This window comes from Leuconostoc litchii, assembly GCF_008107645.1.
Classification (GTDB): domain Bacteria; phylum Bacillota; class Bacilli; order Lactobacillales; family Lactobacillaceae; genus Leuconostoc; species Leuconostoc litchii.
In genome coordinates this window covers 430,607-446,069 of the sequence record NZ_SDGY01000001.1, presented here as the reverse complement: position 1 = coordinate 446,069, position 15,463 = coordinate 430,607, and the positions used below count along the sequence as shown (strand labels likewise).

Genomic DNA, 15,463 nt, shown 5'->3' with positions numbered 1-15,463 from the left:
TATACCACCCGTTTTCTCTCACGGGCAGGGCTCGGCCCTGTTCCACCTACAAAAAACACCCAGAATTCACGCCGTTTTAAGCTGAAATCCGGGTTTTGAAAAATTTTCGGAGGCCGGCAACTCTCGGTGCCGAAAAAACCTGTCCATAATCTTGACATCAGCGCCATGCGTATAAGGGAAGTAAGGAAAGGGAGCGGGTATGGCAATGCCAGAAAAGGACGGCCTGCGGGACGCCCCATGTTTATGATGAACTGCTAGAAATGGTACTGGATGCAGCAGTGAGGAATTTTCTGGACAAGCGACAGGATATAATTGAGATGCTAGGGAATATCTTAGGAGTTCAAGTTAGTCAGCACATCGGGGATGCCGTTTCTGATCGAAATGATATGGGAATGATTGTTGAGAAAATTATTGTTAGGAAGGATAGGCGGTTGGATTTTACTTTCATTGATGGTAGCAAGTTTAAATACGAACTAGGCGATTGGACACCAAAAGGCTCTCCTGCCGGTAGACGCAAGAAAGCCGAAAAGTAATTATCATTACATAAAAATTCCAATTAAAGTTGAAGGTACAATGAGAAAATATTTGCATATCATGATATAATATAACTTATGGAACTTATATTATCAAGTTAGAAAAGCCGAGGTGAGAACGTGCCGATTACCTATAAAAAACTATGGAAATTATTGATTGATAAAGAAATGAATAAAACCCAACTGCGGGATGCTGCTGGGATTAGTGGTAATGTCATCGCTAAGCTTGGTAAGAATGAACCGGTGGCTTTGGAATCACTGGTGAAAATTGCTGAAACATTGGGCGTCGATATTGGAGATATCATCAGTATAGAACAAAGCACTATCAAGAAATGAAAGGTGGAGGTTGTTTGCCTGTGTTAGAAAAAGAAACAGAATTAACTAACAATCGTGATGACATGATTGAAAATATCAGTGCAGCAAATATTCAAGAGAATTTGCTGCGCGAAACAATGCCCGCCATTCTTGATACTCTGTTGATTGACCGCACTACATCAACGACAAGGACAAAAAAGAATATCATCTGGGCGAATGAAAACTACATTCAGTATGACTTTAAGGAATATGCTGCTACTTCACAAATGAAGCCTAACTTGGTTACCGGCAATCGCGGACAATTGATTATGCCACGTGCTTTGAAATCTCGTGAATTACAAAAGGAACGGACTAAGTCAAAGGCAGAAGTGTTCACACCGACTTGGATTGTAAAGAAACAAAATGATGAGGTAGATAAGGATTATCAAGATGACGACTTGGAAACCTATGTGAATCGTACTTGGCTTGAAATAACTTGTGGTGAAGCCCCATATATGGCATCACGCTATGATATGGAGACCGGTGAAATCATTCCGTTTACTGAACGTGTAGGTTTCGTTGACCGCAAGCTAAAGCGCATTAATGCTGAAGTTGAAGATAAAGCAGAATGGCAACGTCTAGTTGAAGAAGCCTTCAAATCAAGTTATGGCTTTGAATGGAGTGGGGACTCCTTGCTACTTGCCCGTGAAAACTTGTTGTATACGTATCGGGATTATTATTACGCCAAGTGGTTAGAAGAACCGTTGTATGGCTTGTTTGAAGATATTGCTGAAATCATCAGTTACAACGTCTTCCAAATGGATGGACTGAAATACATTATTCCACTGAGTGAGAAAAAAGAAAAAGTAATTAACCAACAATTGTCACTTTGGGACTATATGGATCAAAAAGAGCCAGAAGAAGAATGGATTATCAAACCTGGTAAACGTGTCAAAATCATGAATTGGAAAACAAATAAAATGGAATTCTTCGATAAGGGGGTCAAATAAGTATGAGCGATAACACTCAGATAAAAACGACAAAAACTATCTATCCACAAATTTATGCCTATACCTTACCAACAATGCCAGAAGATGCTGGTTGGATTAAGATTGGTTATACGGAACGACGCAACGTTGATGACCGCATTTTGGAACAAACAAAAACGGCAGCAGTGAATTTACCTTATGACAAACTGTGGTCTGAACCTGCTAAGTTCAATAGCGTCGATAAATGGTTTACGGATAAGCAACTTCATGCTTATTTGAGAAAATTTAAAGACGTTGAGCAGCGTCCAAAATCAGAATGGTTCTACTATAACGGGACACCTGAAAAGGCTCATGCCGATTTTGATGATTTTCGTAACAACGAGTATAGTCAAGCAAAGGAACAATTAGATTATACTTTGCGGACTGAACAAGAAGAAGCTGTTACCATGACCCTTTCTTATGCCCAAACGCATGAAGGTGGAGAGTTCTTGTGGAATGCGAAGCCACGGTTTGGTAAGACTTTGACGACTTACGATTTGGCTCGTAAGCTTGATGCAGTTAACGTTTTAGTAGTAACGAACCGTCCTGCTATCGCTAACTCATGGTTTGATGATTTCCAGAAATTTATTGCTTGGCAAACAGACTATCTTTTTGTTTCAACATCCGATTCACTAAAAGACCGTCCTGTTTTAACTCGTGATGACTTTTTAGATGCAGTTAATGAAAATGAAAATGTTCGTCAAATTGCTTTTATTTCATTACAAGACCTGAAGGGAGCAGTCTCTTTTGGTGGTGGTTACGATAAATTAAAATGGGTTAAAGACCTTAATTGGGATCTTTTAGTCGTAGATGAAAGCCATGAAGGTCGCGACACATTTAAGACTGACATTGCTTTTGACCAGATTAAGCGTAAGTTTACTTTGAACCTGTCTGGTACGCCATTTAAAGCATTGGCAGCGGATAAATTTTCTGACGAACAAATCTATAACTGGACTTATGCTGATGAACAAGAAGCTAAGCAAGATTGGCCGGTTGACGCTGAAGAAAACAATCCTTATGAAAAACTGCCACGTTTGAGTATGTTTTCATATCAGATGAGTCAGATGATAACTGACGAGGTGAATAAAGGTGCCGAGATTGATGGTGAAAATATTGATTATGCCTTCGATCTGAATGAGTTCTTTGAAACTAATGATGCTGGTAAATTTGTGCATGAAGCAGATATCAAGAAGTGTCTTAACTCGTTAACCCACAACGAAAAATATCCGTTCTCGACACCAGAATTACGTAACGAACTTAAGCATACTTTCTGGTTGTTGAATCGTGTTGCTAGCGCTAAGGCTTTAGAAAAATTGTTGAAGAATGACCCTGTTTTTGAAAACTATGAAATTATTTTGGCAGCAGGGGATGGTAAGTCAAGTGATGATGACCAAACAGTCAATCAGAAATCTTTAGACCGTGTGCGTGATGCAATTAAAAATCATGATAAAACCATTACTCTGTCAGTCGGTCAATTGACAACAGGTGTAACAGTTCCTGAATGGACTGCCGTGCTGATGCTTTCAAATATGAAGTCACCAAGCTTGTATATGCAGGCAGCCTTCCGTGCTCAAAATCCATGGGACTATGAAGTTGATGGTCAAATGCATCAAAAAGAGACGGCTTATGTTTTTGACTTTGCGCCAGAACGTACGTTGACGGTTTATGATGACTTTGCTAACAATCTAAGTCCAAAGACGGCCAATGGTGGTGGTACATCTGAAGACCGTAAAGACAACATTCGGACTTTATTGAACTTCTTCCCAGTTATTGCTGAAGATAATGAAGGCAAGATGGTTGAGCTTGATGTTAACCAAGTGTTGACGATTCCTAAGACTGTGAAAGCTCAAGAAGTTGTTCGTCGTGGATTTATGTCAAACCTACTTTTTCAAAATATTTCAGGCATCTTTGCTTCAGCAGGTGCACGAGAAATCTTGGAACAATTGAACCCGGTAGACCAAGGTAAGACAACACCACGTAAGACTGAAGAACCAATTGATACTAAGAATGTTCAAGTTGATGATAATGGGGATGCTACGGTAGAACAGCAAAAAGTGGTTGAAACTACAAATGCGCACTTTGGTCCAAAAGTTTATGGGACAATGGAAGAAGTTGCAAATACAGCGGATGACCCTGAAGATGCAAAACTATCCGCTAAGATTGCAAATGAATTCAAATTAAGCACTCAGAGTATCCTAGAAAACTTAGCCAAGGAAAATGGTTTGACTAAAAAAGCCGGTGAGCAAGTAGCACAACAAACGGCTAATGTTATTGCGCGTGAAGTTGAAAAAGTTCAGACACAAGCAGAAATCAAGAAAAAAGAGGCTGATGTTGAGTATAAAAAGGTTGTTGCTGTTGCCGAATCTCATAATGATACTGAAAAGCTTGCAGAAGCAAAAGCTACGTATGAAGCTAAAAAGCAAGAAATCGACAAGGATTTCAAAAAAGATGTAGCAACAACAGTTGAAACGAAAACTCAAGAATTAGCTCAACAATCAACTGAAACTATCTTGAAGAAAGCCGAAGATAAGAAAAAGAATACCGTTGAAGATGATGTTCGTGCACGTCTACGTGGTTTTGCTCGTACTATTCCATCATTCTTGATGGCGTATGGTGAACCAAGTACTACTTTGAGTAGCTTTGATACTACTATCAAAGATGCTGTGTTTAAGGAAGTGACTGGAATCACCTTAGACCAATTCCGGGCTTTACGTGATACTTATAATTTCTTTGACCAGGTTGTCTTTGATGAATCGGTGCAAGAATTCTTGCGTAAACGTCAGGAGTTGGCGAATTACTTTGATGAAAGCCAAGAAGAGGATATTTTTGATTACATTCCGCCACAACAAACCAATCAAATCTTTACTCCTAAAAATGTGGTTAAGATGATGATTGATAAATTGCAGGCTGAAAGTCCTGAAGATTTCACTGACCCTAACAAGACATTCGTTGACTTGTACATGAAATCGGGGCTATATATAACTGAGATTGTAAAACGTTTGTACGTAGGATTGAAAGACAAAATACCTGATGACGAGCAACGTTTGGAGCATATCTTGGAGCATCAAGTATATGGTTTTGCACCAAGTGAAATCATCTACAACATTGCTCGTAATTTCATCTTTGGATTTGATGAAAAAGCTAAGAATATTAATGATTCACATATCGTATTCCTTGATACCACGCCTTTTGCTCGTGGTGAAGGTGATTTTGAAGCAAAATGCGATGAATTATTTGGAGGTAAGAACTAATGAAATTTGATGTAGTGGTGGGGAATCCGCCATATCAAGAGTCACGAGAAGATACTCGTGATGATGCTGTTTATAATTATTTCTATGATTTAGCTGAAAAGGTCGGAAACGAATATGCCTTAATTACTCCGGCTCGTTTCCTATTTAATGCAGGAAGCACTGATAAAAAATGGAACAAAAAGATGTTATCAGATAAACACTTGAAGGTAGAATACTATGAACAAAGTTCATCTAAGGTGTTTCCTAATACAGATATAAAGGGTGGAGTTGCAATTTTATATCGCAACGCTAATAAGGATTTTGGAGAAGTTGGTACGTTTACAAGCTTTGAGGAACTGAACTCAATTATTCATAAAGTAGCCCCACTTACAGGGACTACTTTAGATTCAATCATGTCAGGACAAGGTATTTATAAATTTACCCCTAAAATGCATAACGATCATCCAGAAGTTCGTGGGATTCTTTCAAAAAGCCATCCCAACGATGTGGGTACTGGTGTTTTAGAAACGCTCCACAACATTTTGTTTTACGAGGTAAAACCAGATGATGGATATGAGTATGTACAGGTTTTAGGACGATATCAAAATGAACGAGTATATCATTGGATAAGAGCAGACTATATAAATCAACCATTTGCATTCGATAAATATAGGGTAGTTTTGCCAAAAGCTAACGGTACTGGGGCAATGGGGGAGACTCTATCCTCTCCACTTGTCGTTAACCCATTTATTGGTTTTACCCAGACATTTATATCAATTGGTTCGTTTGAAGATGTGATTGAAGCTGAGAATGTCCTTAAATATATACGAACAAAATTTGCCCGCACAATGTTGGGTGTTCTTAAAATTACACAAGATAATCCTAGAGATAAGTGGAAGAAAGTACCTATGCAAGATTTCACCACCGAGTCAGATATTGATTGGTCAAAATCCATTTCGGAAATTGATGCACAATTCTATAAAAAATATAAATTGGATAATAATGAAATCAAATTTATTGAAGATAAAGTGAAATCGATGTAGCGATAAGAAATAGTTAATGGAGGAGTGTTATGGTTAGATATACTGGGAACGCCATATATGATTACGTTACTGCAAACAAACTAGACTATCTCTATATGATGGAACATCATTGGCTGCTCCTATATGGCGATTCAAATTGTGTTCCTAAATTACTTGTGATTGCATCAAAGACTAATGATATTGAGTCGCCTTATTCTGTCGAAGATAGTAAGGATGCAAATAATAGTTATTTGGTCTCAAAAAGCTTGAAATTACCTTTTTTGTTTATTAGATTCTCAGAAACAAGTGAAAATGTTTCAGTATGGGATTCTGGTAATCGTGATTGGAAAGTTATGCACTTTGATGATTTGCGGAATATTTTTGAAGGTTATGAAGTAGTTCAACCTGGGACGCCTAAAAAAGCAATTAATCAATATTCATCCAGTATCTATCAAGATTGGCAGAGAGATAGTCTGGGTAACATAACGGTTACAGATTTAGATTTAGTTAAGTTAAATGATAAAAAAGTATCTACTATTTACGAATTAAAACGATCTAAAGTCCCATTGGAACGATGGAATCCTTATTCGGACGACTATCCTAATTTTGCCTTAATTATCAATGCAATTGTGAACGCTGGAAACGATATTAGATTTAAACTCATTTATAATTTAATGTTTGATGGTGTAGCGGAAAAACGAACAGAGAACTTGTCCCGGGTGAAATTTTATGAATTTGATATTCCAAATCAGATGATAAAAAGTAAGGAAGTCAAATATCATCAAATGCAAGGTGACGATTTATCTATTGAAATAAATTAAAGGGGAGAATAGAAGCAATGCCGATTGCTTAGAATTCAATAAATTGGATTATTTTTATTCAGTTAATTAGGCGACATTTGACATGCGATTCCGATTATAAAAATTAATATACGACAGCTTTCGAGAATTAACCGGATAAATTTAAATTATGGCAGATTGATAAATACGAAATATTGAAAAAGTCATCAAATTTTACAGAAATTCCGTACTATTTTGACACTTTAGAGTCAAAACACTTAAACAGTTAACTTGATTTATAGATATTTGTATTAAAAAGTGATATATACCAATTTAAGTTAACATAAGACTGACTATACAAAGTAACGCAAGGACAGGCTTTCAAGGGCCTGTTTTTTGTTTGTGAAATATCAAAATTCACAAGCTAATCTTAATGCCCGTTTTTCTATTTCACAAGCACACATGTTTGATGCATTTCACAAGCGATTATGTTTTAGACCAATTGCTAATTAGGTATGTGATATACTGGTTACAGCAAACAAGTTAAGATGGTGGCTATCCTGAGTGGAGGTGGTGCTTATGGTGTTAAAACTGTAAACCCAGATTCTAGGAAAGGAGATGCCTTGTGTCCGTATCGGATGCATTACAGCTAATGATTAGCTTTGGAATGTTTATTCTATCGTTAATTACTTTAGTTGTTGTGTTGATCAAAAACAGCGCAAAAAAATAACCATTCTTAGCTTTGGATGAGCGAATGGTTATTAGTTTAACTTAAAGCTTAGCCACCGTCGAAACGGGTTTGCTAGGAGTCGTAGTTAGCGCTACGGCTCTTTTCTATGTCTTTATTATAGCATAGCTTTTGATTTTGTCACAAATTTAATGTTTTGTTCGCTTGCTTAAACGAACGCCTGTTCGTATAATGAATTATACACAAATGTTTTTGGAGGTTGCTGATGGAAAACGCAATCATAACTGAATATGATTATAGCAAAGAAAACCGTGGCGTGTTCTTCCTAATTGATTCAAAAAGTTTCTACGCCAGTGTTGAAAATGTTGAGCGGGGCTTTAATCCATTAAAAAGTGATTTAGTCGTGATGTCTGAACAAGCAAACACGAATGGTGGTTTAGTCCTAGCGGCCTCACCAACAGCTAAGAAGGACTTAGGCATTAGTAATGTGATGCGCCAGCGTGATTTACCTGATGTGCATGGCTTGTTTATCGCACACCCTAGGATGAATAATTATATTGCTGAAAACCTGAAAATCAATAATATTTATCGTCAATACACCGATGATATTAACTTGCTGCCGTACTCGATTGATGAGTCTATTTTAGACGTAACCCACTCTTGGCGGTTGTTTGGTAAAACTCCTGAGGAAGTAGCTTTTAAAATTCAAAAGCAAGTTAGAGCGGAAACGGGTGTCTATTTAACAGTCGGCATTGGTGACACGCCTGTGCTCGCAAAAATAGCCTTAGACATTGAAGCAAAACACACAAAAAACCTGACGGGTATTTGGCACTATGAGGATGTGCCGACAAAATTGTGGCCAATTACGAAACTGGATGATGTCTGGAGTATTGGTTCCCGCACAGCACATAAGCTTGAAGTGATGGGTATCCATTCAATGTACGATTTAGCGCATCAGGACCCTTATCAATTTAGAGCAAAGATGGGATTAGTTGGTGAGCAATTGTTTGCCTTATCTTGGGGCATTGATCGTACTGATATGACAGAGGTGGTCGTGCCTAAAAGCAAATCATACAGTAATTCCCAGGTATTACCGCGTGATTATAAACGAAAAGAAGAGATTGAGATTGTTGTTCGTGAAATGGCTGATCAAGTGGCTACCAGGATTAGAGCACACAAAAAACAAACTTGTTTAGTCAGTCTTTTTATTGGTTATTCCTTTGCAGAAAGCGAACGCCAGGGAAGTCATGGTTTTAGAAAACAACAAAGAATTGATCCCACTAATGATACCCGCAAACTAATGGCTATTATGGTGGCTTTGTTTGAAAAGCATTGGCATGGTGAAGTGATTCGTAATATTGGGATTGATTATGGCGGCTTAATTGAGGACATTGGCGTGCAGCTTGACCTCTTTGAGCAACCAGAAAAATCAATTAAATCCAACAAGATTGATCAAGTTGTTGATGAAATTAGAAAACGGTTTGGCACCACAGCCCTGATGCGGGCAATGTCCAAAGAAAAAGGAGGTACGGCGATTAACCGTGCCAGCCTTGTTGGTGGTCATAACGGAGGTAACAGCTATGAGTGATGCAGAATTTAGTAAGATGATTAATAATTACTTTCAAAACGACTATCGCGAGCGTGGTAAGGTGAAGTGGAATGGCTATTTCCTGTCGGACCATACCTCAGCTTTAAAACGTGAAGCACAAGCAAAAAATGTCGTACCTGTTAAATTACCAATGATGTCCTTAACGGCTTGTCAAAATATCTTGCGTCATGCGTCAGCGAATTATGAATTTGTGACTGTACAACAAAATATTGAGGACACGGATGGTCACTTAGTACCTAACCTAACAGGTTTGGTCGATGGTTTTTCTGATTTGGGTGTATATGTACAAGAGACCTATATTGCCTTTGAAAATATTAGAGCGGTGGTGAAAGAAGAATGAATCAAATTGATGCTATCATTGTAGATATTAAAAAGATGTTTGCTAAACAACCTAACACAATCTATGAGGTGAGGGTGGTTGATCAAATATATTCAAAGAAAGTCAACATTTTCTTTGAATACTATAAAATTGGCAAAGCGACCCACTCACAGCAAATAGCTCGCTTAGATAGTGAGTACAGAGAGCAGATACCTGAAATCATTGCTAAAATACGAAAAAATACAGGACTAACAGTCAACTCAAATATATAACAGTGAGTGAAGTTGAAAAATCATTTTATTTTCATTGTTAATGTATTGATGTAATAGCAATTAATTAATAAAGATATTATAATGATATAAAAAACTGTTAACGGAGAAATAATGTCAACTAGAGCTAAGGGATTAAAAAACGCATTATTGGGAGCAATAGTGAGTGTGGGTTGGACACATAAAATAAATGAAAAACAAGCTGAAAAGTATATGCAGTTAGATAATCGGTGGAAGTTTATTCAAATAACTACGGCAGGTCTTACATCCACAGGTGCGGTTTCATTGCTTTTAGTAGATTCAATATGGGCTAAGGTTATCGCTGCGGTATTGGGTTTGATTAATTTTGTAAGTTCTGGCATTTTAAAAGCTTGGGATTATCAAAAGCTATTCCAGCAATCAAAAGAATATGCTAATAAACAGTTTATCTTACGAGAAAAATTGATGGATTGTTTACGCGATTTAGCTTTCAATAATAGAGATATTGATTCCATAAACGACGAGTGGCTATCACTTGAAGAAGAAAGGCTGTCATTGTCTAAATTAGTTCCTGCCACTGATTCAAAATCTGTTCAGTTAGCGAGCAATCAGTTAAAAGAGGAAGAACATAATGTAAAGGATACCGATTATTCTTTGTTTATAGATAAAGAAATATTGGAGGCTTTGCATGACATCAAGTAATGAATTTCTACAAGAATGGTTAACAGATACATTGACGCCTAGCTCTGAGGATGATGACGATTTTGAAAATACTTTAAAATCTGTTGTAAAAAAACTCAATTCACATTATTGGGACACCGATTCGGACACTGAAAATGTTATTGTTGCAGGAAGTTACGGACGAAAGACACATACAAAACGCACAAGCGATCACGATGTTCTATTTATTCTTCCTCCAACGGTTAAAGAACAATTTGATAAAAGACAAAATAACATACAATCTCAACTGTTAACATCAGTGAAAGATGTAATTTTTGAACGTTACCCTAAGACTGCACTACATAGTGATGGACAAGTTGTTAGTATCGAAATGAAAAAAGGAACTATTGAGTTAATTCCCGTTTTTGACCGTCCCGATCAAAAGTTCGATTTTCCTAACACGAATGCAGGAGGATCGTGGGAAGTGACAAATCCGAATGATGAAATAGAAAAGGCAATAGCAGTATCAAACCAGTTCCAGTGTTACCGAGAAATTGCTCGCTTAATTCGTTCTTGGAGAAGTTTTCAAGGAATTAAACTTAAAGGCATTGTCATTGATACATTGTTATGCGAATTTTTAGAAGAAAATTCTGTTTACAGTTTTACTTATACTCTGGAGAGTGTTTTGATAGATTTTTTGACTTATCTGGGGGAACAGTCAGGCAGTGTTTATACAATGATGGGTAGCGGAGACTTGATAGACAATGATGATCAAGTTTTTGCCGATGAAGCTAAACGTTATGCCGATGAACTTAAAGATGCTGAAAACAACGAAGAGAAAAATCAATTGTATTCTCAAATGTTCGGAAAGAAGTTTCCTGGGTATAATGCTGCTGCAAGCGAAACATTCATTGAAGACAGCTACTCAATGGCTATCCAATACACAGTTGCTTTGGACGCCAGCATTAAACAAAATGGATATCGAACCTCAACACTCCAAAGGTTTTTGTTTTCTAAGAGAAAAATAGCTAAAGATTTACAATTGGCTTTTGAAGCTCAAATTAGCGACGACACTCCGCATAATGTCAAATATTTATGGAAAGTGCGTAATGTTGGCAGCTATGCAAAGTCACATTCATTAGAACGTGGTGAAATTTTACGTGACAAAAAGGTTCATGTAGAACCGTCTAGCTTTTCTGGAAATCATTTTGTTGAAATTTACGTGGTTTATCAACAAAATGTTATCGCTAGAAATTATATCAGAGTACCAATTGACGCTATAAACGGTGTTACTAACTAATAGGTTCTCTATGGAAATTTAAATAATTGCTACCGGTATGTAACCTAATGAAAATTTGACTCTGTGTGTAAACGGCTCTGATTATCAGAGCTTTTTATTTTGTTATGAATTGTGATGACGCGTCCAATATATCATTAGTGCTAATTCGAGTGACAGAATGATAATAATTAGCATCAGCATCGCTAAGACACTTTTGATGCCAAAAGCAATAGCTAGACTTATCAAAATAATAAGTGGTAAATAAAAGTACCAATATGAAATCAAATGACCAACAAATAGGATACTCAAATACAGGATGGTGCCAATGATGTGGCCGAACAGCCAAAATAGAAACATTGCTAATAAACATAAACAAAAATTTAACATGATTTGATCCTCCTATTCGGATAGTTTTGTCAGACACAGTGAAAAAAGCTCCTTTGTGACTGAGGGATAATTCAATAGATTCTTAATACCAAAATGCGTTTGGGTATAAGCACAGACCAGATAACCAAAATACCAGTCATGGCCTGATTCACTCAGACCAGCTGGGTGGTCAACAAGAAGACGTTGCAATCGCTTTAAAATACGCGGACCAAAAATAGCATCGTCAAAGATTGCTTGTGCTAAACCTGGGTAGATATATTGGCCATTGCTTCCTAAAATGACTAACCCGTTGGCATTAGAAGTTGTAGACAATGTTTTAGTTGTGAGTTTTGACATGAGTTTTCTCCTTATGGGGCAGATGTCCAATGTCGATCCAGCAACGCGTCGCTTTACAAGCGGACTGCTTAAAAGCCAAGCTAGCTAAGACATAAAGGCCAGTCAGTGTGAGTAAGACATACAACATTGTGCCATTGATGACCATGAGGATGACATCCAAACTAATAATTGTTGCGGCAATAGTAGTGATAACTTTGGTAATTCGATTCATAGTAGTTCTCCTTGATTATGTACGCACCAGGCAGAAACCATTTCCTGTCGGCCCTGCCTGTGATTGGTGTGTTATTTCGTTTTGACGAAGAACATGGGGACACAAGCAGCGCAGAATACAAGGGTGAGCGTAGCGAATTTACGAAGCCCTTTTATTTTGGGCTAGTGCTTGTTGCTGTGGTATAACCACCACAGCTTACAAGTCACTGGTTGTGGCACAATGTTTGACTCAAAGCGAAGTGGCACCCAAGATCTTGGCAGGACTAGCGTAGCGTGTTTGATCCCGCTTGCGGGTCTGGGGAACACGGTAAAAGATTTTTACCGCTCATCATCTTCACGCGCAATCATAATCACACCGACTAGGTAATATAAAATATAGACCAGCATGGCAATTAGCATGAGAAGTTTAAAAACGAATACACCCATAAACACACTCCTATCTGTGATTAAAATTCCTCGTAGTCCGTTGTCTCTTGTTTGTACTCCGCACTGATTTCTCGTAAATCTAAATCATCTGCTCCTAAAATCACTTTTTCATCAAAATAGTGACGTTTACCAATTGCAACAGCTTGGGTCAGTTTCTGCTCATCTGTGAGTGTATCAGGGACATTAACTGCCACTGTTCTAACCAATGTTTCCATATATTTAACGTTGACGATTGCCATATTATTCTCCTTAAATTGTGGTTCTCAGAGTAACGTGTTTACCCTCAGCCAATTCTTCCGTGATAAATGCACTTAATCGCAGTGCTTCATCATCTGATAAATCAATTTCGCCACTGTCGTTGCTAGTGGACTCACTGACAAGAATTTCACTCCCGCCCATAGGAAATTCATCAGACCATGAAAAGTAACGTATGGCTATGTTTTCAATCACTTCATCATTCATTGTCATCTGCCTCCTGTTGGTTTTTCGTGTAATAGGTTAGTCCATTTTCTTCAACTTGATTGAACATTTGGATAAAGTCCTTATCAAGGATATTTTTCTTTTTGTTCAATTCAAATTGTGACCAAGTAAATTCCATTGCTTGATATTGACTAGGGGTAATACTGCTAGGCTTTACTTTGGTATCAAGGCAGAGCATAGCTTGATAAAACAGTTTAGGACTTTCTTTTTGCAAGGCTTGCAAAGTGTTAAAAATGGTGTTGACTAACGACACACTAACACTGGCTTCAACCATTTCTTCAAAGCCTTTACTTAATTGGGCTTTGTAGTGGCTAGTTGGCACTTTTGTTTCATTGAACAAATACGTCATATCAGCGATTGATTGTGCCATTTTGGCGATAGGTAACTTACTAAAATCATCATAGAATTGCTTGGTCATTATTTTTCCTCCATTTCATCAACGTTGACTAATTGAATATCGTTGCCGTATTGGGTGGCTAAAAAGGCAAATGTGTCCTTCAAAATATAATCTATAGAACGATTAGCGCCATAGATTTGTAAATAAATTGGGTAGCCACGCGTGAGAACAACTTGCTTATCAATTGAGGCATAACGCACGGTATGACCGCTGTTGCGAATGAGTTGATAATAAACTTCCATAAGAAATAAACCTTTCCAAAAATTTTTCCTGTTGGCAATCGCTCCAATTGAGCTGGTTGCGTCGTGACGGGTAACAATTGGCATGATAACCAAAGCAACACAAGGATTGCGCAGCAACTTGCCACGTCCTTGTGTTTCTTTGTAGAGCCTGTTTGGCGCTTGCGCCTTACAGACTCTTTATCATGCGATTGTGAAAACGGCACAGAGCAAACAGAACAATTTGGTGCGATGCGAACGGAAGTGAGCCTTTTGAACCCCCAATTAACTTTACTGGTGTGGTATCAACCACGCCTGTCAATTTAATGATCAGGGGGACTGGGGGAAGGGCTATGACTAAAAAATAGTCATGGCTTTTTTTATTGAGATATTGACTGAACAATAGCATCAAGAATTGTATCAATTGAAACACTTGCTAGAATATCTCCATAACCTTTGAAGTAAGTCCCGTTATGTCTTGCTAGACCATTACTAGCCACGGTTATTTCATCACCATTTTTTAGGGTTGCAATCATCACACCATTGTTAGTGGTTCTTTTACTTACGATTTCAAACGGGTTAGTTTCTGTCATTTTGTTGCTCCTTATCTGATTTTGGTGAGTGATAGTCTGGGTTATTGAGCCACCAGTCATTCATGATTTTAAACAACTTTTTACGAATTGTTGCTGCACTGGCTTTTGGGTTGACACATACTAGTGCTGTCACATCTTTATCAAAGACAAGATTTGATAATGGATATTTTGCAGAACGCAGTGAGAAAGGATAGTCATAATCATCGTCCTTGTAGTCATTGCGGTACGCTTGCAAGTGAATTGGTTTGAAGGTTGACTCACAATCACGCCAACTTAATAATTCTTCTGGTCTGACAATATTTTGTTCAATCATCATATAGTCTGTTGTCAAACCTTGTTGAGGGCTATACCATGCCATAATGTCTCCTTTACATCCAATCGGGCCTTTCGTCACCATCAATACTGCCGTGAATATGATTTACTAGGCTTTCGTTTGTGACCGTGATGTTGTTGTCTGCGACGTAGCCAATTGTTAATCTGTCGTATTTCTCATTTAGATGTTGATGGTGTACCCAATTGTTGTTGACGGGATAATAAAGCCCTAGCTCGGATAACTCGTCTTCCAATCCCGACCAGACATTAGCCGTCAAATCATCTTCATCATAGCTTTTAGCCTCATAAACAAGTTCTACGGCTTGAATAGCACCGCTAGGAATGAGTACCATTGCTGGATTTTGTAAGTAGGTTTCCATTCTAATAATTCTGATATTCATTTTTATATCCTCCT

General features: G+C 37.8%; 22 protein-coding genes. 12 read left to right on the top strand and 10 right to left on the bottom strand.

Annotated elements, in window-relative coordinates:
* The first annotated feature begins 317 nt into the window (after positions 1-317).
* From ESZ47_RS09470 to ESZ47_RS02245, 12 genes are all read left to right on the top strand, one after another.
* Positions 318-533, top strand: a complete 216-nt coding sequence (locus tag ESZ47_RS09470; RefSeq protein WP_244307539.1) for a hypothetical protein — start codon at positions 318-320, stop codon at positions 531-533.
* 120 nt (positions 534-653) lie between these two features.
* The gene (locus tag ESZ47_RS02295; protein WP_148604383.1) at positions 654-869 is read left to right on the top strand and encodes a helix-turn-helix domain-containing protein; all 216 of its coding nucleotides are present in this window, start codon (positions 654-656) and stop codon (positions 867-869) included.
* 20 nt (positions 870-889) lie between these two features.
* Positions 890-1,837, top strand: a complete 948-nt coding sequence (locus ESZ47_RS02290; RefSeq protein WP_244307538.1) for a restriction endonuclease — start codon at positions 890-892, stop codon at positions 1,835-1,837.
* A 2-nt stretch (positions 1,838-1,839) separates the two neighbouring features.
* On the top strand, positions 1,840-5,106 hold the full coding sequence (locus ESZ47_RS02285; RefSeq protein ID WP_148604381.1) for a DEAD/DEAH box helicase family protein: 3,267 nt from the start codon (positions 1,840-1,842) through the stop codon (positions 5,104-5,106).
* Entirely contained in the window at positions 5,106-6,128 is a 1,023-nt protein-coding gene (locus ESZ47_RS02280) for an Eco57I restriction-modification methylase domain-containing protein (RefSeq protein WP_148604379.1), read from the top strand. Before ESZ47_RS02285 ends, ESZ47_RS02280 begins: the two co-directional genes overlap by 1 nt.
* A gap of 29 nt (positions 6,129-6,157) precedes the next feature.
* A complete protein-coding gene (locus ESZ47_RS02275) occupies positions 6,158-6,928 on the top strand; it encodes a hypothetical protein (protein WP_148604377.1) in 771 nt (256 codons plus the stop codon).
* A 610-nt stretch (positions 6,929-7,538) separates the two neighbouring features.
* Positions 7,539-7,616 (top strand): putative holin-like toxin, encoded by a 78-nt coding sequence (locus tag ESZ47_RS09590; protein ID WP_350028672.1) that lies wholly within the window; start codon positions 7,539-7,541, stop codon positions 7,614-7,616.
* A gap of 223 nt (positions 7,617-7,839) precedes the next feature.
* Entirely contained in the window at positions 7,840-9,162 is a 1,323-nt protein-coding gene (locus ESZ47_RS02265) for a Y-family DNA polymerase (RefSeq protein ID WP_148604375.1), read from the top strand.
* The gene (locus ESZ47_RS02260) at positions 9,155-9,523 is read left to right on the top strand and encodes a hypothetical protein (RefSeq protein ID WP_148604373.1); all 369 of its coding nucleotides are present in this window, start codon (positions 9,155-9,157) and stop codon (positions 9,521-9,523) included. Before ESZ47_RS02265 ends, ESZ47_RS02260 begins: the two co-directional genes overlap by 8 nt.
* Entirely contained in the window at positions 9,520-9,774 is a 255-nt protein-coding gene (locus ESZ47_RS02255) for a hypothetical protein (protein ID WP_134833531.1), read from the top strand. The genes ESZ47_RS02260 and ESZ47_RS02255 overlap by 4 nt, the downstream gene beginning before the upstream one ends.
* A gap of 111 nt (positions 9,775-9,885) precedes the next feature.
* Positions 9,886-10,452 (top strand): SLATT domain-containing protein, encoded by a 567-nt coding sequence (locus tag ESZ47_RS02250; protein WP_148604371.1) that lies wholly within the window; start codon positions 9,886-9,888, stop codon positions 10,450-10,452.
* Complete coding sequence (locus tag ESZ47_RS02245; RefSeq protein ID WP_148604369.1) at positions 10,439-11,710, top strand: SMODS domain-containing nucleotidyltransferase; 1,272 nt, start codon at positions 10,439-10,441, stop codon at positions 11,708-11,710. Before ESZ47_RS02250 ends, ESZ47_RS02245 begins: the two co-directional genes overlap by 14 nt.
* Positions 11,711-11,812: 102 nt before the next feature.
* On the opposite strand, the gene ESZ47_RS02240 is transcribed toward ESZ47_RS02245, so the two are convergent.
* The 10 genes from ESZ47_RS02240 to ESZ47_RS02195 all read right to left on the bottom strand — a co-directional run bounded on the left by ESZ47_RS02240 (position 11,813) and on the right by ESZ47_RS02195 (position 15,449).
* Positions 11,813-12,076, bottom strand: coding sequence for a hypothetical protein (locus ESZ47_RS02240; RefSeq protein ID WP_148604367.1), 264 nt, complete (start codon positions 12,074-12,076; stop codon positions 11,813-11,815).
* Positions 12,077-12,088: 12 nt separating this feature from the next.
* Entirely contained in the window at positions 12,089-12,412 is a 324-nt protein-coding gene (locus tag ESZ47_RS02235; RefSeq protein ID WP_148604365.1) for a hypothetical protein, read from the bottom strand.
* The gene (locus ESZ47_RS02230) at positions 12,393-12,623 is read right to left on the bottom strand and encodes a hypothetical protein (RefSeq protein ID WP_148604363.1); all 231 of its coding nucleotides are present in this window, start codon (positions 12,621-12,623) and stop codon (positions 12,393-12,395) included. The genes ESZ47_RS02235 and ESZ47_RS02230 overlap by 20 nt, the downstream gene beginning before the upstream one ends.
* Positions 12,624-13,068: 445 nt before the next feature.
* Positions 13,069-13,287 carry a hypothetical protein gene (locus ESZ47_RS02225; RefSeq protein WP_021210377.1) on the bottom strand — a complete coding sequence of 73 codons (219 nt, stop codon included), beginning with the start codon at positions 13,285-13,287 and terminating at the stop codon, positions 13,069-13,071.
* 10 nt (positions 13,288-13,297) lie between these two features.
* Positions 13,298-13,510 carry a hypothetical protein gene (locus tag ESZ47_RS02220; RefSeq protein ID WP_148604361.1) on the bottom strand — a complete coding sequence of 71 codons (213 nt, stop codon included), beginning with the start codon at positions 13,508-13,510 and terminating at the stop codon, positions 13,298-13,300.
* The gene (locus ESZ47_RS02215) at positions 13,503-13,946 is read right to left on the bottom strand and encodes a hypothetical protein (RefSeq protein ID WP_148604359.1); all 444 of its coding nucleotides are present in this window, start codon (positions 13,944-13,946) and stop codon (positions 13,503-13,505) included. The genes ESZ47_RS02220 and ESZ47_RS02215 overlap by 8 nt, the downstream gene beginning before the upstream one ends.
* Positions 13,946-14,284, bottom strand: a complete 339-nt coding sequence (locus tag ESZ47_RS02210) for a hypothetical protein (protein ID WP_244307537.1) — start codon at positions 14,282-14,284, stop codon at positions 13,946-13,948. The genes ESZ47_RS02215 and ESZ47_RS02210 overlap by 1 nt, the downstream gene beginning before the upstream one ends.
* A 239-nt stretch (positions 14,285-14,523) precedes the next feature.
* On the bottom strand, positions 14,524-14,736 hold the full coding sequence (locus tag ESZ47_RS02205; RefSeq protein ID WP_148604358.1) for a hypothetical protein: 213 nt from the start codon (positions 14,734-14,736) through the stop codon (positions 14,524-14,526).
* Positions 14,723-15,094 carry a hypothetical protein gene (locus ESZ47_RS02200; protein WP_148604356.1) on the bottom strand — a complete coding sequence of 124 codons (372 nt, stop codon included), beginning with the start codon at positions 15,092-15,094 and terminating at the stop codon, positions 14,723-14,725. Before ESZ47_RS02200 ends, ESZ47_RS02205 begins: the two co-directional genes overlap by 14 nt.
* Positions 15,095-15,104: 10 nt before the next feature.
* Positions 15,105-15,449, bottom strand: a complete 345-nt coding sequence (locus ESZ47_RS02195) for a hypothetical protein (RefSeq protein WP_148604354.1) — start codon at positions 15,447-15,449, stop codon at positions 15,105-15,107.
* Positions 15,450-15,463: the final 14 nt, after the last annotated feature.

Coding starts and splice junctions, on each gene's coding strand:
- ESZ47_RS02230 (WP_148604363.1), bottom strand. CDS start 12,623: ATGAATCGAATTACCAAAGTTATCACTACTATTGCCGCAACAATTATT.
- ESZ47_RS02225 (WP_021210377.1), bottom strand. CDS start 13,287: ATGGCAATCGTCAACGTTAAATATATGGAAACATTGGTTAGAACAGTG.
- ESZ47_RS02205 (WP_148604358.1), bottom strand. CDS start 14,736: ATGACAGAAACTAACCCGTTTGAAATCGTAAGTAAAAGAACCACTAAC.
- ESZ47_RS02285 (WP_148604381.1), top strand. CDS start 1,840: ATGAGCGATAACACTCAGATAAAAACGACAAAAACTATCTATCCACAA.
- ESZ47_RS02265 (WP_148604375.1), top strand. CDS start 7,840: ATGGAAAACGCAATCATAACTGAATATGATTATAGCAAAGAAAACCGT.
- ESZ47_RS02260 (WP_148604373.1), top strand. CDS start 9,155: ATGAGTGATGCAGAATTTAGTAAGATGATTAATAATTACTTTCAAAAC.
- ESZ47_RS02220 (WP_148604361.1), bottom strand. CDS start 13,510: ATGAATGATGAAGTGATTGAAAACATAGCCATACGTTACTTTTCATGG.
- ESZ47_RS02245 (WP_148604369.1), top strand. CDS start 10,439: ATGACATCAAGTAATGAATTTCTACAAGAATGGTTAACAGATACATTG.
- ESZ47_RS02250 (WP_148604371.1), top strand. CDS start 9,886: ATGTCAACTAGAGCTAAGGGATTAAAAAACGCATTATTGGGAGCAATA.
- ESZ47_RS02215 (WP_148604359.1), bottom strand. CDS start 13,946: ATGACCAAGCAATTCTATGATGATTTTAGTAAGTTACCTATCGCCAAA.
- ESZ47_RS02195 (WP_148604354.1), bottom strand. CDS start 15,449: ATGAATATCAGAATTATTAGAATGGAAACCTACTTACAAAATCCAGCA.
- ESZ47_RS02200 (WP_148604356.1), bottom strand. CDS start 15,094: ATGGCATGGTATAGCCCTCAACAAGGTTTGACAACAGACTATATGATG.
- ESZ47_RS02280 (WP_148604379.1), top strand. CDS start 5,106: ATGAAATTTGATGTAGTGGTGGGGAATCCGCCATATCAAGAGTCACGA.
- ESZ47_RS02235 (WP_148604365.1), bottom strand. CDS start 12,412: ATGTCAAAACTCACAACTAAAACATTGTCTACAACTTCTAATGCCAAC.
- ESZ47_RS09590 (WP_350028672.1), top strand. CDS start 7,539: ATGATTAGCTTTGGAATGTTTATTCTATCGTTAATTACTTTAGTTGTT.
- ESZ47_RS02275 (WP_148604377.1), top strand. CDS start 6,158: ATGGTTAGATATACTGGGAACGCCATATATGATTACGTTACTGCAAAC.
- ESZ47_RS09470 (WP_244307539.1), top strand. CDS start 318: ATGCTAGGGAATATCTTAGGAGTTCAAGTTAGTCAGCACATCGGGGAT.
- ESZ47_RS02240 (WP_148604367.1), bottom strand. CDS start 12,076: ATGTTAAATTTTTGTTTATGTTTATTAGCAATGTTTCTATTTTGGCTG.
- ESZ47_RS02255 (WP_134833531.1), top strand. CDS start 9,520: ATGAATCAAATTGATGCTATCATTGTAGATATTAAAAAGATGTTTGCT.